This is a genomic window from Streptomyces sp. NPDC005017 (assembly GCF_042873115.1).
Lineage (GTDB): Bacteria > Actinomycetota > Actinomycetes > Streptomycetales > Streptomycetaceae > Streptomyces.
Map to the genome: position 1 here is coordinate 208,383 of NZ_JBIALD010000009.1, position 18,473 is coordinate 226,855.

The 18,473-nt window shown below is 70.4% G+C and carries 15 protein-coding genes; 2 read left to right on the forward strand and 13 right to left on the reverse strand.

Annotated elements, in window-relative coordinates:
* The first annotated feature begins 302 nt into the window (after positions 1-302).
* Complete coding sequence (locus ACFYR0_RS16520) at positions 303-830, forward strand: universal stress protein (RefSeq protein ID WP_389327549.1); 528 nt, start codon at positions 303-305, stop codon at positions 828-830.
* A gap of 148 nt (positions 831-978) precedes the next feature.
* The gene (locus ACFYR0_RS16525; protein WP_389327552.1) at positions 979-1,539 is read left to right on the forward strand and encodes a GPR1/FUN34/YaaH family transporter; all 561 of its coding nucleotides are present in this window, start codon (positions 979-981) and stop codon (positions 1,537-1,539) included.
* Positions 1,540-1,975: 436 nt separating this feature from the next.
* On the opposite strand, the gene glmS is transcribed toward ACFYR0_RS16525, so the two are convergent.
* The 13 genes from glmS to ACFYR0_RS16590 all read right to left on the reverse strand — a co-directional run bounded on the left by glmS (position 1,976) and on the right by ACFYR0_RS16590 (position 18,467).
* Positions 1,976-3,793: a glutamine--fructose-6-phosphate transaminase (isomerizing) gene (gene glmS / locus ACFYR0_RS16530; RefSeq protein ID WP_389327555.1), complete on the reverse strand. Its 1,818-nt coding sequence runs from the start codon at positions 3,791-3,793 to the stop codon at positions 1,976-1,978.
* 12 nt (positions 3,794-3,805) lie between these two features.
* The gene (locus tag ACFYR0_RS16535) at positions 3,806-4,063 is read right to left on the reverse strand and encodes a hypothetical protein (RefSeq protein WP_386382889.1); all 258 of its coding nucleotides are present in this window, start codon (positions 4,061-4,063) and stop codon (positions 3,806-3,808) included.
* A 94-nt stretch (positions 4,064-4,157) separates the two neighbouring features.
* A complete protein-coding gene (locus tag ACFYR0_RS16540; RefSeq protein ID WP_389327558.1) occupies positions 4,158-5,033 on the reverse strand; it encodes a DUF4429 domain-containing protein in 876 nt (291 codons plus the stop codon).
* 325 nt (positions 5,034-5,358) lie between these two features.
* Complete coding sequence (locus ACFYR0_RS16545; protein WP_389327561.1) at positions 5,359-7,128, reverse strand: IucA/IucC family protein; 1,770 nt, start codon at positions 7,126-7,128, stop codon at positions 5,359-5,361.
* Positions 7,125-7,658, reverse strand: coding sequence for a GNAT family N-acetyltransferase (locus ACFYR0_RS16550; protein WP_389327563.1), 534 nt, complete (start codon positions 7,656-7,658; stop codon positions 7,125-7,127). Before ACFYR0_RS16550 ends, ACFYR0_RS16545 begins: the two co-directional genes overlap by 4 nt.
* Positions 7,655-8,947, reverse strand: a complete 1,293-nt coding sequence (locus ACFYR0_RS16555) for a lysine N(6)-hydroxylase/L-ornithine N(5)-oxygenase family protein (RefSeq protein WP_389327565.1) — start codon at positions 8,945-8,947, stop codon at positions 7,655-7,657. Before ACFYR0_RS16555 ends, ACFYR0_RS16550 begins: the two co-directional genes overlap by 4 nt.
* Entirely contained in the window at positions 8,931-10,397 is a 1,467-nt protein-coding gene (gene desA / locus ACFYR0_RS16560) for a lysine decarboxylase DesA (protein WP_389327568.1), read from the reverse strand. Before desA ends, ACFYR0_RS16555 begins: the two co-directional genes overlap by 17 nt.
* Before the next feature lie 182 nt (positions 10,398-10,579).
* Positions 10,580-11,467 (reverse strand): siderophore-interacting protein, encoded by an 888-nt coding sequence (locus ACFYR0_RS16565; RefSeq protein ID WP_389327571.1) that lies wholly within the window; start codon positions 11,465-11,467, stop codon positions 10,580-10,582.
* A gap of 135 nt (positions 11,468-11,602) precedes the next feature.
* Positions 11,603-12,649 (reverse strand): ABC transporter substrate-binding protein, encoded by a 1,047-nt coding sequence (locus ACFYR0_RS16570; RefSeq protein ID WP_389327574.1) that lies wholly within the window; start codon positions 12,647-12,649, stop codon positions 11,603-11,605.
* Between the two features lie 157 nt (positions 12,650-12,806).
* Positions 12,807-13,967 carry an acyl-CoA dehydrogenase family protein gene (locus ACFYR0_RS16575; protein WP_389327577.1) on the reverse strand — a complete coding sequence of 387 codons (1,161 nt, stop codon included), beginning with the start codon at positions 13,965-13,967 and terminating at the stop codon, positions 12,807-12,809.
* Positions 13,968-13,972: 5 nt separating this feature from the next.
* The gene (locus ACFYR0_RS16580) at positions 13,973-14,896 is read right to left on the reverse strand and encodes a hydroxymethylglutaryl-CoA lyase (RefSeq protein WP_389327757.1); all 924 of its coding nucleotides are present in this window, start codon (positions 14,894-14,896) and stop codon (positions 13,973-13,975) included.
* Positions 14,897-14,913: 17 nt separating this feature from the next.
* Positions 14,914-16,836: a biotin carboxylase N-terminal domain-containing protein gene (locus ACFYR0_RS16585; RefSeq protein ID WP_389327760.1), complete on the reverse strand. Its 1,923-nt coding sequence runs from the start codon at positions 16,834-16,836 to the stop codon at positions 14,914-14,916.
* Between the two features lie 14 nt (positions 16,837-16,850).
* Positions 16,851-18,467 carry a carboxyl transferase domain-containing protein gene (locus ACFYR0_RS16590; protein WP_389327580.1) on the reverse strand — a complete coding sequence of 539 codons (1,617 nt, stop codon included), beginning with the start codon at positions 18,465-18,467 and terminating at the stop codon, positions 16,851-16,853.
* Positions 18,468-18,473 lie beyond the last annotated feature (6 nt).

Genomic DNA, 18,473 nt, shown 5'->3' on the forward strand with positions numbered 1-18,473 from the left:
GCGCCCGGACGGTCCGCGCCTGCTGGACGGGGGTGGGACGGCCTTCCCGGGCCGCCGGGCGGAGGCCGGTTGAAATTTACTTGAACCCTGACCGAAGCGCCTGTACAGAGCAGCAACCGTTGCGTTCCGGGCGCCCCCTCGTGCATGCTCCCTGGAACTCCTGCGCTGCTGGCGCGGGATCTGGGCTAAGGAGGCGTGCCGCCGTACCCTTGGGGGTATGGGGTCGGGAAGATGTTCCCCGGACACAGCTCCGCCGCACACTTCGTCCCCACCCATACAAGGATCACGACGCCGAGACAGCCATGGCCGGTCACGAATTCTTCGAACCCGCGGACCGCAAGCGGCCCGTCGCCGATCCCACGGCGGCCGAGCCCCTGGCGGCGGAAGAGTCACGTCATCCGTGCGACCCCGCCTTCAAGCACGGCGTCGTCGTCGGTTTCGACGGCTCGACCTCCAGCGAGCGCGCCCTCGCGTACGCCATCGGCATGGCCCACCGCTCCGGTTCGGGCCTGATCATCGTGCATGTCGCCAACCGGCTGCCGACCACCGTGTGGGCAGGCTGCGAGCCGCCGGTCTTCGTGGACGTGCCCGACCACCGCACCGAGGTGCTCGGGCTGGAACTCGCCTGCGCCGACTACCTCGCCGAAGTGCCGTGGATCCTCGTCGAGCGCGGCGGGGACATCTGCCACGAACTCGAGGAGGTGGGGCGGGAGTACGAGGCCGACGCGATAGTCGTCGGCTCGACGCACGGCATCGTGGGGCGCATTTTCGGCTCCGTCGCCGGACGGCTCGCCAAGCGGGCCAAGCGGCCGGTCGTGGTCATTCCGTAACTCGGCCTTGTCCCAGGTGAGATGCGGCGTTCGCCGATCCGACTCCCTTGCGGCGGTGCGCGAATCTACTCGCGCGTAGAGGTGTTTGTGCTCTTGTGAAGGGCATATACCGGTCACCGCGCAACTGCTTGTCAGAAGGGAGCCCGCCGTGGCCAACGACGTCTCAGCGGGAAGCACCACGACCTCGATCGCCGGCCGACTCGCCCTCGGAATCACCCTGTTGGCCTTCGGGCTGGGGTCCACGGACGTGATCGACGGCGTCACGGCGGCCGACGCCGTGTCCATCGCCCACTACATAGGCGGCGTAGCACTCTTCGTCGCCGGCCTGTTCGCCTTCCGCGAGCAGGACTCCGGTACCGGTACGGCCTTCTCGGTGCTCGGTGCGCTCTGGTTCACCTGGGCCGTGACCGACGCGGGTTCCGCGAACGCGGCGGGGCTGTTCTACCTGCTGTTCGCCCTCGTGGTGCTCTCGCTCGCGGTCGCGGGCGGGGACCAGCTCTCGCAGGGCATGTACGGGCTGTTCCTCGTCGGGCTGGTGCTCATGGCTGTCGCCGCCTTCGCCGAGAGCGGGGGGCTGGCCAAGGCGGGTGGGTGGTTCGCCGTGGCCGCGGGGGCCGTTGCCTGGTACGGCGCGACCGCCGCGCTGGCGCATTGGCCGACGGTGTTCTCCAAGCGCGCTGCTGGTCGGGGTGTGACGGCTGCCGGCTGAGTTCAGCGCGGGGGCGCTGCGCTGGCTTTGCCCCCTTTGTGGAACTGCCCCCCACGTGTTCGGTGGCGTACGTGGGGGGCCGTTCTGTGCCATTGCCCGGGCGGGGCGTTGTGGGTGGTCGCGTGGTTCCTCGCGGGCCTTGGGGAGCGTGGTGTTCCAGGCGTCCCTCAGGATGCTCAGGTCCTCGCGCTCCTGGGTTTGCGCAGTTCCCCGCGCCCCTTGAGGATTGCGCGGTTCCCCGCGCCCCTTGGAGATTGCGCAGTTCCCCGCACCCCCTGAGGGGGTGCGGGGTTCCTTGCGTTCGTCTCGAGGGGTGCGTGGTTTTCGCGGCGCTTAGAGATTGCGCAGTTCCTCGCGCCCCTTGAGGATTGCGCAGTTCCTCGCGCCCCTTGAAGGATTGCGCGGTTCCCCGCGCCCCTTGGAGAAGGGGGTGGGCTTATTCCACTGTGACGGACTTGGCGAGGTTTCGGGGCTTGTCGATGTCCCGGCCGAGGGCCAGGGCCGTGTGGTACGCGAGGAGCTGGAGGGGGATGCCCATGAGGATCGGGTCGAGCTCGTCCTCGTTCTTGGGGACGACGATCGTCTGGTCGGCCTTCTCCTGGACCTGGTGGGCCACGGCGAGGATCTTGCCGCTGCGGGCCTTGATCTCCTCCATGGCGGCGCGGTTCTTCTCCAGCAGGTCGTCGTCGGGGACGATCGCGACCGTGGGGAGGGCCGGCTCGATGAGGGCCAGCGGGCCGTGCTTCAGCTCGGAGGCGGGGTAGGCCTCGGCGTGGATGTAGGAGACCTCCTTGAGCTTCAGGGAGGCCTCGCGGGCGACCGGGTAGCCGCGCACACGGCCGATGAAGAGCATCGAGCGGGCGTCGGCGTAGGCCTTGGCCAGCTGCTCGATCTCCGCCTCCTGCTCCATGATCTCGGCGATCTGGGCGGGGAGCTTGCGCAGGCCGGCGATGATGCGCTTGCCGTCGCGGACCGAGAGGTCACGGGTGCGGCCGAGGTGCAGGGCGAGCAGACCGAAGGCGACCGTGGTGTTGGTGAAGCACTTGGTCGACACGACACAGACCTCGGGGCCGGCGTGCACGTAGATGCCGCCGTCGGCCTCGCGGGCGATGGCCGAGCCGACGACGTTGACGATGCCGAGGACCCGGGCGCCCTTGCGCTTCAGCTCCTGGACGGCCGCGAGGACGTCGTACGTCTCACCGGACTGCGAGACGGCGATGTAGAGCGTGTCGGGGTCCACGACCGCGTTGCGGTAGCGGAACTCCGAGGCGGGCTCGGCGTCCGCGGGGATACGGGCGAGCTCCTCGATCATCTGGGCGCCGATCTGGCCCGCGTGGTACGAGGTGCCGCAGCCCAGGATCTTCACGCGGCGGATGCGGCGCGCCTCACGCGCGTCCAGGTTGAGGCCGCCCAGGTGCACGGTGGAGAAGCGGTCGTCGATGCGGCCGCGCAGGACGCGGTCGACCGCCTCTGCCTGCTCGTGGATCTCCTTGTGCATGTACGTGTCGTGGCCGCCCATGTCGTAGGAGGCGGCCTCCCACTCCACGGTGGTGGGCTCGGCGGTGGTGCGCGTGCCCTCGGTGGTGTAGGTGCGGAAGTCGTCGGCCTTCAGGGTGGCCATCTCGCCGTCGTCGAGGGTGACGACCTGGCGGGTGTGGGCGACCAGGGCGGCGATGTCCGAGGCGACGAACATCTCCTTCTCGCCGATGCCGAGGACGACCGGCGAGCCGTTGCGGGCGACGACGATACGGTCCGGGAAGTCGGCGTGCATGACGGCGATGCCGTAGGTGCCCTCGATGACCCGCAGGGTCTCGCGGACGCGGTCCTCCAGCTTCTCCGCCTGGGCGCGGGAGATCAGGTGGACCAGGACCTCGGTGTCGGTCTCGGAGAGGAACTCGACGCCGTCGGCCTCCAGCTTGCGGCGCAGGTCCGAGGCGTTGTCGATGATGCCGTTGTGGACGACGGCGACCTTGCCCTCGGCGTCCAGGTGCGGGTGGGCGTTCACGTCGGACGGGGCGCCGTGGGTGGCCCAGCGGGTGTGGGCGATACCGGTCGTGCCCTTGAAGCGCGCCGGGACCTTGGCCTCCAGGTCGCGCACCCGGCCCTTGGCCTTGACCATCTTCAGGGCGGGCGTCTTCGGGGAGGAGACGACCACGCCGGCCGAGTCGTAGCCGCGGTACTCCAGGCGCTGCAGGCCCTCGAGCAGGAGGGGGGCGACGTCACGCTTGCCGATGTATCCGACGATTCCGCACATACAGACGTATTCCTAGCCGTAGACGATGCGGCGCAGCTGCCGGAGCGAGAGCTCCGGCGGTGCCACCGCCCGGTATTTCAGGTCCGCCTCGATCCGTTCGAAGATCTCCGCGTTGAGCAGGCCCTGGGCCTGGAGCTCGCGGTGGCGGCGACGGACGAACTCGGTGGTCGTCTCGTCGAAAAAGGCGAGCACGTCCTGGACCACCCGCAGCGCCTCGCCCCGGTTCAGGGGCGTGGACCGCGTCAGATGATCAACAAGTTCGTCGTGCACCCGTAGATCCTGGATTAGCGGAACGTCTCACGCAACCATCCTGCCCGATTTCGGGCAGGCGGGGGCCGTCAGGGGTGGCGAATGGGCTGCTTTGTCACATTCTCTTCAGGATCGCCTGCTTCGCCACCGCGAACTCGTCGTCCGTCAGCACGCCCGAGCGGTGCAGTTCGCCGAGTTCGCGCAGCCGCCGCAGCAGGGCGTCGTGGTCGTCCTCGGGCGGGGCGGGCGCTGGGGAGATCTGACGGGTCCCGGCGGTGTCGTCGGCGGGTGCGGCCGGGTGCGGCAGGCGGGCCTGGACGGCGGCGGCCACCAGGGCCATCAGCGGGTCCTTCTTGAAGCCCCACAGCTCGACCGCGTGCGGGTCGTACTTCGGCGACAGCTTGCTGGGGAAGTCGCGCACGGTGAAGCGCAGGTGGCCGTTCTCCAGGCCCGCGGCCGGGTGCCACTCCACGGCCGTTATGTCGGACATGGCGAGGGTGCGGCTCCCGGCGGAGGACTTCGCCTCCTCCGTCTTCCAGTTCCACTCCAGGCGCACCCGCTCGCCGTCGAACGCGGCGGTGCCGTCCCCGGCGGACGCCGACAGCGGGACCCGCGGGCCGGGCAGCAGATAGCGGTCCACCGGGTCGGACGGCACCTGGTCCAGCAGCAGGGCGTTGCGGACCTCGTCCGTGAAGTACTCGGCGACGCCGTAGCGGTCGGACTCGACGGTCAGCTGGTACGGGTCGTGCGGTTCCGCCAGGCGACCGCCGGTCGCCTGGAGCAGGGGGTCGGCGCCCTCGCGCAGGCGGAGTCTGAGGCGGCCGGTCTTCTTGCCCTGTTCGAACGAGATCCCGGCCAGGGCGCGCAGCGGTACGAGGAGTTCACCCAGTTCCCGGCGGAGCAGGCCGACGGTTTTGTCTCGGCCGGGGGTCAGGCGCAGGGCGTCGCCGTCGAAGATCCACGTGCCGTCCTTCTGGATGATTTCCGCCATGGGGGGATTGTTTCACCGGGGAGGGTGGGTCTGGGTGGGGACTTCGACGGTGGGGTGGTGGGGGTGTTCGCGCAGTTCCCCGCGCCCCTGTTTTGCGCAGTTCCCCGCGCCCCTGTCTTGCGCGGTTCCCCGCGCCCCTTTGTGTGCGGGGGGCCTCGCTCTCTTGTTCTGTGCGGGCCGGTGGGGGTTGTTCGCGCAGTTCCCCGCGCCCCTAGAGGGCGGTGGGGGTTGTTCGCGCGGTTTCCCGTGCCCCTGAAAGACAAAGGTGGGCACCCCTTCGGAGGGTGGCTCCGGAGGGGTGCCCTGTCGGGGGAGGAGGGGTGGGTCAGAAGTCGGCGAGGGGGTTCTTGAGGGTGCCGATCAGTTGGAGGGCGGCCGAGGGGTCGGAGAGGTCGACCATCTGCTTGTTGTTGCGCAGTTGGAGGCGGTTGAGGCAGGAGAGGGTGAACTCGGGGGCGAAGATGTCGTACTGGCGGAACCTGTCGGCCAGTTCGGGGGTCGCCTCCTGGTACTCCCGGGTGACCTCCGCGACCGTGCGCCAGAAGCCGTCCTCGTCGAGGACGTCCTCGGCGGCGAGGTTCGCGGCGAGGAAGCGGAAGAAGCAGTCGAACACGTCCGTGAAGACCGACAGGAGCTTCTGGTCCTCGGGCACCTCCACGCGGATGCGGGTGACCTCCGGAGGGAGCACCGCGTCCGGGTCCATGACCACGATCTCCTCGGCGATGTCCTTGTAGACCGCGCGCTGGACGACACCGTCCTTGAGGACCAGGATCGTGTTCTCGCCGTGCGGCATGTACGCCAGGTCGTAGGCGTAGAAGCTGTGCAGCAGCGGGACGTAGTAGGCGCGCAGGTAGCGGCGCAGCCACTCCACCGGGGCAAGGCCCGAGTGTGCGATCAGCGCGGCCGCGAGGCCGCGGCCCTCGTGGTCGACGTGCAGCAGCGAGGCCATCGTGGCGAGTGACTCGTCGTCCCGGAGGGAGGCGACGGGGCTCTCGCGCCACAGCGCGGCCAGCATCTTGCGGTACGGCGAGTAGCGGTCGGTCGCCCGCTCGTACTCCAGGTGCCGGTAGCCGACGGCCGCGCGCTCGCGGATGATCGTCAGACCGGTCGACTTCAGCACCGGGTCGTTCTCGATCAGCTGGGCGAGCCAGTCGTTGATCGCCGGGGTGGCCTCCATGTAGGCGGCCGAGAGCCCGCGCATGAAGCCCATGTTGATGACGGACAGGGCCGTCTTGACGTAGTGCTTCTCCGGCTGGGAGATGTTGAAGAAGGTCCGGATGGACTGCTGGGCCAGGTACTCGTCCTCGCCCTCGCCCAGGCACACCAGGTGCCGGCGGGCGACCTCGGCGGCGAAGGTGACGGCGAGCTTGTTCCACCACTGCCAGGGGTGGACGGGGATGAGCAGGTACTCGGCCGGGTCCAGGCCCTGGTCGGTGAGCTGCCGCCCGAAGCGCTCGACCGTGTCCTCGCCCAGTTCCTGGCGGACGAACGACTCGTACTCGATGCCGGTCCCGGCCGTGAACGCGGCGCGGGTGCGGTGGGCGGCCAGCCACACCAGACGCACCGGGTTCGCGGTCTCCGGCGCGTACGCCAGGTACTCGTGGACGCCGAAGCCGAGGCGGCCGTTGTTGGCGACGAAGCAGGGGTGGCCCTCGGTCATCCCCGTCTCGATGGCCTGGAATCCGGCGCGGGCGAGTTCGGCGGACGGTAGCTGCGGCTTGGTGAGCTTGTAGCAGGTGCCGGAGAGGGTGGAGGAGATCTCCTCCAGGTAGACCGGCAGGACCTCGTCGCTGAGCCCCAGCGCGTCCTTGAACTCGATGAAGAAGTCCAGCGCCGCGAGCGGGAGTTCGGTCCCGTCGCGGTGGCGGGATATGGAGTCCGCGTCGATCTGCCAGTGGTCGAGCGCGCGGCGGACGGCGGTGAAGCGGTAGCTCGTCAGCCCGTCGTCGCCGCGGACGGTGTACGTCTCCCCGTCCGGCTCGGGCGTGAGCAGCCGCTCGTGCGCGAACTCGGCGAGGGCCTTGCGGATCAGCCGGCGGTTGGCCAGGTCCCAGTGCTCGGGGGTGAGGTGGGCGACGGAGTCGGCGAGGCTCACGCGGACACCGCCTTCTCGAACTGCGCGCGGGTGCAGAAGCTCAGCAGAGCCCTTTTCTCTGGCTTGTCGATCTCGCGCTCGGGCACGAACCCGACGGCCTCGTTGAGCGCGTGCACCGCCTTGTTGTCCACGTCGGGCTCGACGACCACCCGCTCGACGGCCGGGTCCTCGAAGAGGCGGGCCATCACCGCGGTGATCACGGCCCGGGTGAACCCGCGCACCGGCGTGTCCGTCGGCGGGGTCAGGAAGTGCATACCGACATCGCCCGGCAGCGGCTCGTACAGCCCGGCCAGCTCACGGTGGCGCGGGTCGTAGTACTCCATCAGGAAGGCGGGTACGCCGTCCTGGAGCCCCAGCAGGGCGTGGTGGTGCTCGTCGGCGGCGATCTCCATGTACGCCCGCTCGACGTCCTCCAGCCGGGCGTCCCGCATCATCCAGAACGCGGCCTTGGGATGGGTGACCCAGCCGTGCAGCAGCTCGGCGTCGCCGAGCGGGTCGAGGGGGCGGAAGGTGAAGGTGATGACGCTCATACGGCGAACTCCTGGAACGCGATGGTCTTCTCGACCGGGTAGTACTCGGAGCCGAGCAGCTCGCTGATGATGAGGCTGTTGCGGTACGCGCCCATGCCCAGGTCCGGGGACGTGATGCTGTGGGTGTGCACGCCGGCGTTCTGGAGGAAGATGCCGCGGCCGGTGGTGTCGATGGAGTAGTTGCGGGCCACGTCGTAGCGGCCGTGGCCGTCCAGGCGGATGCGGTCCTTGACCGGCTCCAGGAAGGCCGGGGCCCTGTAGTGGTAGCCGGTGGCCAGGATCAGGCCCTCGGTGTCGATCTCGTAGTCCTTGCCCTGCTCGTCCTGGCGCAGGCCCAGCTTGTAGGTGCCGTCCTCGTGACGGGCGCTGTGCAGGGTGGAGTTGGTGAGCAGCCGGGTGGGCACGGGGCGGTCGCCGCTCTCGACGTTCTTCTGGTAGAGCAGGTCGAAGATGGAGTCGATGAGGTCGCCGTTGATGCCCTTGAACAGGCCCTTCTGCTGCTTCTCCAGCCGGTAGCGGGTGTCCTCGGGCAGCGCGCTGAAGTAGTCGATGTAGTCCGGGGACGTCATCTCCAGGGTCAGCTTGGTGTACTCCAGCGGGAAGAACCGCGGGGAGCGGGTGACCCAGTTGAGCTGGTAGCCGTGGACGTCGATCTCGGACAGCAGCTCGTGGTAGATCTCCGCGGCGCTCTGGCCGCTGCCCACGATCGTGATCGACTTCTTCCCGGCCAGCTCCGCCTTGCGGTGCATGTACTGCGCGTTGTGGAAGAAGTCGCCGCCGAGGTCCTGGCAGGCCTCGGGGACGAAGGGGACGGTGCCGGTGCCGAGGACGAGCCTGCGGCCGCGGTAGACCTCGCCGTCCCGCGTCCGGACGGCGTACAGCTCCTCGCTCTCGTCGTACGTCACCTCGGTGACGGTCGTGCCGAAGCGGACGCTGCCCAGCTTCCCGGCCGCCCAGCGGCAGTAGTCGTCGTACTCGACGCGCAGCGGGTAGAAGTTCTCGCGGATGTAGAACGAGTACAGCCGGCCCTTCTCCTTCAGGTAGTTCAGGAAGGAGTACGGCGAGGTCGGGTCGGCCAGGGTGACCAGGTCCGACATGAACGGCGTCTGGAGGTGGGCGCCGTCCAGGAACATGCCGGCGTGCCACTCGAAGTCCGGCTTGGACTCCAGGAAGACGCCGTCCAGTTCGGCGATCGGCTCGGTCAGACAGGCCAGCCCGAGGTTGAAGGGGCCGAGCCCGACACCCACGAAGTCGTAGGTCCTGTTCGTGGATTCAGCAAGCGCGGTCAAGGGACTCTCCCAGGTACTGCTCGGCGTGGCCGGCGATCAGGTCGAGGACGGCGGCGATGTCGGACGCCTTCGTCTCGGGGTTCAGCAGGGTGAACTTCAGGTAGTGGCGGCCGCCGACCTTGGTGCCCGCGACGATGGCCTCGCCGGAGGCGAACAGGGCCTTGCGGGCGTAGAGGTTGGCGCGGTCGATCTCGGCCGGGTCGGTGACGGCCGCCGGGATGTAGCGGAAGACCAGGGTGGACAGCGAGGGCTCGGTCACCACGTCGTAGCGCGGGTCGGCGGCGAGCAGCCGCCAGCCCTCCCCGGCCAGGTCGCAGACCTCGTCGAAGAGCTGTCCGATGCCGTCGGCGCCCATCACGCGCAGGGTCACCCACAGCTTGAGCGCGTCGAAGCGGCGCGTGGTCTGGAGGGACTTGTCGACCTGGTTGGGGATGCGCTCGGCCACCGCGCGGCGCGGGTTGAGGTACTCGGCGTGGTACGTGGCGTGGGCCAGGGTCGCGGCGTCGCGGACCAGCAGCGCGGAGGAACTCACCGGCTGGAAGAAGGACTTGTGGTAGTCCACGGTGACGGAGTCGGCGCGCTCGATGCCGTCGAGGAGCTCGCGGCGCCGGAGCGAGGTGAGCAGTCCGCAGCCGTAGGCGGCGTCGACGTGCATCCAGGTGCCGTACTGGGCGCACAGCTCGGCGATCTCGGGGAGCGGGTCGATGGAGCCGAAGTCGGTGGTGCCGGCGGTGGCGACGACGGCCATGGGGACCAGTCCGGCCTCCCGGCAGCGCTCCAGCTCGCGGGCGAGCGCGACGGTCTGCAGGCGCTTGTCGTGGTCGACGGGGACGGAGACGACCGCGTCCGGGCCGAGGCCGAGCAGTTTGGCGGACTTCTTGACGCTGAAGTGGCTGACCTCGGAGGCGAAGATCCGCAGTTTCGCCAGGTCGGCCCCTCCCTCCCACCCTGCCCGCCCCGGCTTGGCCTCCTCGCGGGCCAGCAGCAGCGCCTGGAGGTTGGACTGGGAGCCGCCGGAGGTGAACACGCCGTCGGCGGCGGGGCCGAGGCCGATGCGCTCGGCGGTCCAGTCGATCAGCTTGCGCTCGATCAGGGTGCCGCCGGCCGACTGGTCCCAGGTGTCCAGGGAGGAGTTGACGGCGGAGAGGATGGCCTCGCCCAGCACCGCGGGGATGACCACCGGGCAGTTGAGGTGGGCGAGGTAGCGGGGGTGGTGGAAGTAGATCGCGTCACGGAGGTAGACGTCCTCCAGCTCGTCCAGGACGGCCGTGGTGTCGTGCAGCGGCCGGTCCAGGTCGATCCCCTCGATCCGGGGGGCGAGGGCGTCCACCGTCACACCGGTGAACGGGCGGTCGGTGGTGGCGAGTTTGGCCGCCACCCGCTCGACTCCGTCGGTCACGGAGCGGCGGTAGAGCTCCGCGGTCGTGTCATTGAGCAGGTGCGAGCGCATGCGGGGGGCCTCCGGGTGGGGATGGACCGTGAGGAAATCCGTGGGGACGTACAAGAAGAGGGGCGGAGCCCCGGCTTCCAACTTAGGTTAGCCTAACCTAAGTTCGAGTCGGAATACTCCGCCCCTCAAGTGACTGCGATCACTCCGCTTCGGGCCGTGACCGCCCTGCGGAACAAGGCGGTTCACTCACCCTGTTCACGCAGCTGTTCCTCCGTCAGGCCGCGCCGCCAGTAGCCCACGAAGGTGACCCGGCGGCGGTCCACGCCCCGCTCGCCCACGAAGTGGCGGCGCAGTTCCCTCATGGAGCCCGACTCGCCCGCGAGCCACACGTACGGCCGCTCGGCGGGCGGGAGTTCGGCCGCCGCGATGGGACCGAGGGCCATGGGGGCGGGGGCATCCCCCACGCCGTCTAGGCCGTGGGGGACCTCGGTGTGGTGGGTGTCCCGCACCAGCCAGGTCACCTCGGCGTCGGCCTTGGTCTCGACGTCCTGGATGTTCCCGGCGTCCTCGACCTCCAGCCAGGCCCTGACCGGCATCCCGGCGGGCAGGCTCTCCAGACAGGCGAGCAGCGCGGGCAGCGCCGTCTCGTCGCCCCACATCAGCACCAGGTCGGTGTCCTCGGCGGGGCGGAACCGGATCGCGCGGTTGTCGGCGACGGCCGGGCCGATCAGCTGGACCCTGTCGCCCGGCTTCGCGTCGGCCGCCCAGCGCGAGGCGGGCCCGGCCGGGACGGCCGCCCCCGGCTCCACGCCGTGCAGCACGAAGTCGATGTCGATCTCGTCCGGCTCCCGCCGCAGCGCGCGCAGCGTGTACGACCGCATCACCGCCCGCGTCTCGTCGGGCTGCTCCCGCCAGGCCTGGTACCAGTTCTCCCCCTCCTCCACCGGCACCCCGGGCTCGGTACACCCGGGCGCCGGAACGAAGAGGGACAGCGACTGGTCGAGCCCGTCGGACTCGAAGTGCGCGAGATCCTCCCCGCCGAAGGTGACCCGGACGAGAGAGGGCCCGAGCGAAGCGGTCCGCACGACATGCAGTGAGAAGAAGCGGAAGGCGAGCGCGTCGTCACTCACGAAAACTCCAGAACCGATCAATCAGAGGGCGGCGGGAACACCTGAGGGGCGCGGGGCTGTGTCTCTTTGCGGCTACCGCCGCGGGGCGCGACCAGCCACGACCGGCCCGCACCCCCCACGGTGGAAGCGACCGGGTCAGGCGACCTTCTTCGCCGTCTCCAGCGCGGCGGCCAGGTTCTCGACCAGGGCGACACACTTGTCGTAGGAGAGGATCGGCTCCGGCGAGCGCGGGATGACCTGCCCCGCCTTCACCGCGGGCAGCTTCTTCCAGGTGCCCTCGGTGATGTCGGCCGGCTGGATCGTCGCGGAGCGGTCGTCCATGATGATGACGTCCGCGCCGTACTTGTCGACGTTCTCCCAGCTGAGGCCCTCGTACCAGCCGCCGCCCTCGGCCTTCGCCTTCTCCGACGGCTCGATGAAGTTCACGCCGAGCGCCTTGAAGTACTCCAGGTCCAGGGAGAGGTTGGAGCCGGAGACGTAGAACAGGTCCTGGCTCGCGGAGCCGGCCATCACCTTGATGTCCGGCTTGGCCTTGGCGGCGGCGCGCAGCCGCGCGGAGGCCTCCTCGAAGCGCTTCTTGGCGTCGGTGACCTTCGCGGAGGTGACGTCGCCGCCGAGGGACTTGGCGAGCTCCAGCATCCGGGCGAGGGAGACGTCGAGCTTGCGGTCGTAGGCGGAGATGGCGACGCTCGGGGCGAGCTTGGCGATCTTGTCCTTGGACTCCTCGGGGACGTACCAGAGGGTGCCCGTGGCGTCGAAGGTGGTGGTGAGCAGGACGTCGGGGGCGAGCGCCGCGTACTGCTCGACGTTGAACTGGCCCCAGACGTTGCCGAGGACCTTCACCTTGGTGATGTCCATGTCGCCGGCCTGGACGTCCGGCTTGCCGTCCTGGGTCTTGGTCGGGCCGAAGACGCCCTTGACGGAGACGCCGTAGTCGTGGAGGGCGGCGGCGACACCGGTGAAGGCGACGATGTTCGCCGGGACCTTGTCCAGCTTCACGGTCGTGCCGCGGTCGTCCTGGAAGCTCCAGGGTCCCGAGGACTTCGCCGCCGACTTGCTGTCCGAGCCACGGCTTTTCTTCTTGTCGTCGCCGCAGGCCGTGAGGACGGCACCGAGGCCGAGGGCGCCACCGGCGGCGAGAATGCCGCGGCGGGACAGGAGGGTGGCACGGGCATTGGACATGGCTGTGGCTGCTTTCGAACAGGGCGGAAGGCCCGCCGGACAAGTCGAAAGGTAGGTTAGCCTAACCTCAGATCTTGTCCAGGCGGCGGGTCGGGCGCGACGCCGTCGCGCCGCCTTCCCGGGGCCTTCCCGCACTGTCCTCGCGGGCCGGGGCGGATCAGCCCACGAGGCCCAACTCCCTTGCGATCAGCATCCGCTGGACCTCGCTGGTGCCCTCGCCGATCTCCAGGATCTTGGAGTCGCGCCACATGCGGGCGACCGGATACTCGTTCATGAAGCCGTAGCCGCCGTGGACCTGGGTGGCCTCACGGGCGTTGTCGACCGCGATGGTGGAGGAGTACAGCTTCGCCAGCGCCGCCTCCTTCTTGAACGGGGCGCCGGACACCAGCCGGACGGCCGCGTCGCGCCAGGCGAGCCGGGCCGTGTGGGCCTTCATCTCCATGTCGGCGATCTTGAACTGGATCGCCTGGTTCGCCCCGATCGGACGGCCGAACGCGTGGCGCTCCTTGGCGTACTTGACCGACTCGTCCACACAGCCCTGCGCCAGACCCGTCGCCAGCGCGGCGATGGCGATGCGGCCCTCGTCCAGGATGCGCAGGAACTGGGCGTAGCCGCGGCCCTCCTCGCCGACCAGGTTCGCCGCGGGCACGCGCACGTCCTGGAAGGAGAGTTCACGGGTGTCCGAGGCGTTCCAGCCGACCTTGGAGTACGGGGCCGCGACCGTGAAACCGGGCGTGCCCGAGGGGACGATGATCGCCGAGATCAGCGGCTTGCCGTCCGGCTTGCGGCCGGTGACCGCGGTGACCGTGACCAGGCCGGTGATGTCGGTGCCTGAGTTGGTGATGAAGCACTTGGTGCCGTTGATCACCCATTCGTTCGTCCCGGCGTCCAGCCGGGCCGTCGTCCGGGTCGCCCCGGCGTCGGAGCCGCCGTCCGGCTCGGTCAGCCCGAACGCGCCCAGCATCTCGCCCGAGCACAGCCGGGGCAGCCACTCGCGCTTCTGCTCCTCGGTGCCGAACAGATGGATCGGCATGGCGCCCAGCGAGACGCCCGCCTCCAGGGTGATGGCGACCGAGGAGTCGACGCGGGCCAGTTCCTCCAGGGCGATGCCGAGGGCGAGGTAGTCGCCGCCCATGCCGCCGTACTCCTCCGGGAACGGCAGCCCGAACAGGCCCATACGGCCCATCTCGCGGACGATCTCGTAGGGGAACTCGTGCCGCTCGTAGAAGTCGCCGATCTTGGGGGCGACCACGTCGTGGGCGAACTCCTCGACCGTGCGGCGCAGTTCTTCCAGTTCGGGGGAGAGTCGGTAGTCCATGTCGTTCACTGCTCCTGGTGGGAGAGGGCTCTGACGGTGCGGGACGGGCTGGGTCGGCCCAGTTGTCCGGCCATCCACTCGCTCGTGGCGACGAGGCGGCCGAGGTCGACGCCGGTGTCGATGCCGAGCCCCCGCAGCATCCACACCAGGTCCTCGGTGGCGAGGTTCCCGGTGGCGGACTTGGCGTAGGGGCAGCCGCCCAGGCCACCGGCGGAGGCGTCGACCGTGGTGACGCCGTGTTCCAGGGCGGCGAAGGTGTTGGCCAGGGCCTGGCCGTAGGTGTCGTGGAAGTGGACGCCGATCACGTCGGTGGGCACGCCGTTCTCGTTGAGCGCGGCGAGCAGCGCGCGCACATGACCCGGTGTGCCGACGCCGATGGTGTCGCCGAGGCTCAGCTCGTCGCAGCCCATGTCCAGCAGCGCCTTGCAGACGTGCACGACCTGGTGGACCGGGACCGCGCCCTCCCAGGGGTCGCCGAAGCACATGGAGACATAGCCGCGCACATGGGCCTGTTCGTCCTTGGCCCGGCTCACGACCGGCTCGAAGACGGCCAGCGACTCCTCCAGCGTGCGGTTGAGGTTGGCCTTGGCGAAGGTCTCGGTGGCGCTGGCGAACACCGCGAGCCGCCGGGCGCCGAGCGCCAGCGCGCGGTCCAGTCCCCGCCTGTTGGGCACCAGGACCGGCAGCCGGACCCCTTCGAGATCACTCACCAGCGGGTACAGCCGCTCGGCGTCGGCCAGTTGGGGCACCCAGTCGGGGTGCACGAAACTGGTGGCCTCGATCGTGGTCAGGCCCGCGTCCGCGAGGCGGCGGACGAACTCGGCCTTGACCTCGGTCGGGACGGTCGCCTTCTCGTTCTGCAGTCCGTCGCGCGCACCGACCTCGTGGATGCGCACCCGGGCGGGCAGACCCGCGGCCGGGACGGGCATGGGCAGTTCCCGGGCGGTCACTGTTCCGTCTCCTCGTGGGGCGCGATGACCGCGAGCACCTGGTCCATGGCGACCGTCGTGCCGGGCGTGACGTCCAGCTCGGTGACCGTGCCGGCGTGCGGGGCTGAGATGACGTGCTCCATCTTCATCGCCTCCACGACCAGCAGGCTCTGACCGGCGATCACCTCGTCGCCGACGGCGACCTTCACCACCGTGACCGTGCCGGGCATGGGCGCGGTCAGCGAGTCGGAGCCCCCGTGGGCGGCCCGGTCCAGCGCGGCCTCGACCGGGTCGTGGTCGCGCACCTGCCAGGCGTCGCCGTCGCGGCCGATCCAGTCCCCGGCGCGGTGGAAGGTGTGCCGCACGCCGTCCAGGGTCACCGAGACCCGGTCGGCGGTGACGGTGTGACCGCCGCGCAGCTCATGAGTGACGGGTTCGAGTCCCGGTACGCGCAGCGGGAACCCCTGCTTCCTGGGCTCGCCCCCGAGCCGCCAGCCGCTCGGCACCGAGAACGGGTCGGTCCAGCCCTCGCCGGAGGGCCGCAGCCGCTCCAGGCGTACGGCGGCGGCCGCCTCGTAGACCTCCTCCGGGACGGTGCCGGGCACGAGCCCGTCGACCTCGCGCTCGACCAGCCCCGTGTCCAGCTCGCCCGCCACCACGTCCGGGTGGGCCAGCAGCCGGCGCAGGAACCCGGCGTTCGTCTGCACGCCCAGGGTGACGGTCCCGGCGAGGGCCGCGCGCAGCTTGCGCAGGGCGGTGGCCCGGTCGGGACCGTACGCGATGACCTTGGACAGCATCGGGTCGTAGAGGCTGCCGACCTCGGTGCCCTCGCTGAGCCCGGAGTCGGTGCGCACGCCGTCGCCCTGCGGCTCGTCGAGCCGGAGCACGCGCCCGCCGGAGGGGAGGAAGCCGCGCGCGGGGTCCTCGGCGCAGATCCGGGCCTCGATCGCGTGCCCGGTCAGGGAGACGTCCTCCTGCGCGAAGCCGAGCGGCTCACCGGCCGCCACCCGCAGCTGCCACTCCACCAGGTCCAGGCCGGTGATCAGCTCGGTGACCGGGTGCTCCACCTGGAGGCGGGTGTTCATCTCCATGAAGTAGTACGCGGAGGGGTCGCCGCCGGGGACGATGAACTCCACCGTGCCCGCGCCCCGGTAGCCGCAGGAGCGGGCGGCCTGCACGGCCGCCTCGCCCATCGCGGCGCGCGTGGCCTCGTCCAGGAGGACCGAGGGCGCCTCCTCGATGATCTTCTGGTGGCGGCGCTGGAGGGAGCACTCGCGCTCGCCGAGGTGCACGACGTTGCCGTGGCCGTCCGCGAGGACCTGGATCTCGATGTGCCGGGGCCGGTCGATCCAGCGCTCCACCAGCAGGGTGTCGTCGCCGAAGGAGGCGCGGGCCTCGCGGCGGGCGGCCGCGATCTCCTCCTCCAGCACGCCCAGGTCGCGCACCAGACGCATGCCCTTGCCGCCGCCGCCCGCGCTGGGCTTGAGCAGCACGGGGGCGCCCAGCTCCCGCGCGGCCTCGGCCAGTTCGGGGTCGCGGCCGCCGGGGACCACGGGCACCCCGGCCGCCTTCACGGTCTCCTTGGCGCGGATCTTGTCGCCCATCAGGGAGATGGCGTCCGCGGGCGGGCCGATGAACACCAGCCCGGCCTCGGCGCAGGCCCGCGCGAAGCCGGCGTTCTCCGCGAGGAAGCCGTAGCCCGGGTGGACGGCCTGCGCGCCGGTGCGGGCGGCCGCCTCGAGCAGCCGCTCGACGGACAGATAGCTCTCGGCGGCGGGCGCCGGGCCGATCCGTACGGCGGTGTCGGCCTCCCGGACGTGCCGCGCGTCGGCGTCGGCGTCGGAGAAGACCGCCACCGAGCGCACGCCCAGCCTGCGCAGCGTACGGATGACCCGGACGGCGATCTCGCCGCGGTTGGCCACGAGCACGGTGTCGAACATCGTCGTCAAGCCCTTCACATCCGGAAGACGCCGAACTGGGGGTCTCCCAGCGGGGCGTTCGCACAGGCGGTCAGTGCCAGGCCCAGCACCTGCCGGGTCTCCATCGGGTCGATGACCCCGTCGTCCCACAGCCGGGCGGTCGCGTAGTACGCGTTGCCCTGGCGTTCGTACTGCTCGCGCACCGGAGCCTTGAAGGACTCCTCCTGCTCGGCGGGCCAGTCCTCGCCGCGAGCCTCGATCTGGTCCCGCTTGACGGTGGCGAGCACCGAGGCGGCCTGCTCGCCGCCCATCACGGAGATCTTGGCGTTGGGCCACATCCACAGGAAGCGGGGGGAGTAGGCGCGGCCGCACATGGAGTAGTTCCCGGCGCCGTAGGAGCCGCCGACGACGACGGTCAGCTTGGGCACCCGGGCGCAGGCCACGGCCGTCACCATCTTGGCGCCGTGCTTGGCGATGCCGCCCGCCTCGTAGTCCCGGCCCACCATGAAGCCGGAGATGTTCTGGAGGAACAGCAGCGGGATGCCGCGCTGGTCGCACAGCTCGATGAAGTGCGCGCCCTTCTGGGCGGACTCCGCGAACAGGATGCCGTTGTTGCCGATGATCCCGACCGGGTGGCCGTGGATCCGGGCGAAGCCGGTGACCAGGGTCTGCCCGAACTCGGCCTTGAACTCGGCGAAGCGCGAGCCGTCGGTGATCCGGGCGATGATCTCGCGCACGTCGTAGGGGGTGCGGGAGTCGACCGGGACCGCGCCGTACAGACCGGCGGGGTCCACCTTGGGCTCGGCGGACGGGCGCACCTGCCAGGGCAGGGCCCCGCGCGCGGGGAGCGTGCCGACGATGTCGCGCACGATCCGCAGCGCGTGCGCGTCGTCCTCCGCGAGATGGTCGGTGACACCCGACACGCGCGAGTGCACCTCGCCGCCGCCCAGCTCCTCGGCCGTGACGACCTCACCGGTGGCGGCCTTCACCAGCGGGGGACCGCCGAGGAAGATCGTGCCCTGGTTGCGCACGATGACGGCTTCGTCGCTCATGGCCGGGACGTACGCCCCGCCGGCCGTGCACGAGCCGAGGACGGCGGCGATCTGCGGGATGCCGGCGCCGGACATCCGGGCCTGGTTGTAGAAGATCCGCCCGAAGTGCTCCCGGTCCGGGAACACCTCGTCCTGCATGGGCAGGAAGGCGCCGCCGGAGTCGACCAGGTAGACGCACGGCAGGCGGTTCTCCAGGGCCACCTCCTGGGCGCGCAGATGCTTCTTCACGGTCATCGGGTAGTAGGTGCCGCCCTTGACCGTGGCGTCGTTGGCGACGACCACGCACTCGCGTCCCGAGACCCGGCCGATGCCGGCGATCACGCCGGCCGCGGGGGCCTGGCCCTCGTACATCCCGTCGGCCGCGAGGGGAGCCAGTTCCAGGAACGGCGAACCGGCGTCGAGCAGGGTGTCCACCCGGTCGCGCGGCAGCAGTTTGCCGCGCGCGGTGTGCCGCGCCCGTGCCTTCTCGCCGCCGCCGAGGCGGGCGGCGGTCAGTTTGCCGCGCAGTTCCCCGACGAGCGCCCGGTGGGCCTCCTCGTTGGCCCGAAAGGCCTCCGACGCGGGGTCGGCCGCGCTGTGAAGCTCCGGTGCCTCATCCATCCTTGC

Coding starts and splice junctions, on each gene's coding strand:
- ACFYR0_RS16575 (WP_389327577.1), bottom strand. CDS start 13,967: ATGGACTACCGACTCTCCCCCGAACTGGAAGAACTGCGCCGCACGGTC.
- ACFYR0_RS16570 (WP_389327574.1), bottom strand. CDS start 12,649: ATGTCCAATGCCCGTGCCACCCTCCTGTCCCGCCGCGGCATTCTCGCC.
- ACFYR0_RS16590 (WP_389327580.1), bottom strand. CDS start 18,467: ATGGATGAGGCACCGGAGCTTCACAGCGCGGCCGACCCCGCGTCGGAG.
- glmS (WP_389327555.1), bottom strand. CDS start 3,793: ATGTGCGGAATCGTCGGATACATCGGCAAGCGTGACGTCGCCCCCCTC.
- desA (WP_389327568.1), bottom strand. CDS start 10,397: ATGCGCTCGCACCTGCTCAATGACACGACCGCGGAGCTCTACCGCCGC.
- ACFYR0_RS16550 (WP_389327563.1), bottom strand. CDS start 7,658: ATGAGCGTCATCACCTTCACCTTCCGCCCCCTCGACCCGCTCGGCGAC.
- ACFYR0_RS16580 (WP_389327757.1), bottom strand. CDS start 14,896: ATGCCCGTCCCGGCCGCGGGTCTGCCCGCCCGGGTGCGCATCCACGAG.
- ACFYR0_RS16540 (WP_389327558.1), bottom strand. CDS start 5,033: ATGGCGGAAATCATCCAGAAGGACGGCACGTGGATCTTCGACGGCGAC.
- ACFYR0_RS16520 (WP_389327549.1), top strand. CDS start 303: ATGGCCGGTCACGAATTCTTCGAACCCGCGGACCGCAAGCGGCCCGTC.
- ACFYR0_RS16585 (WP_389327760.1), bottom strand. CDS start 16,836: ATGTTCGACACCGTGCTCGTGGCCAACCGCGGCGAGATCGCCGTCCGG.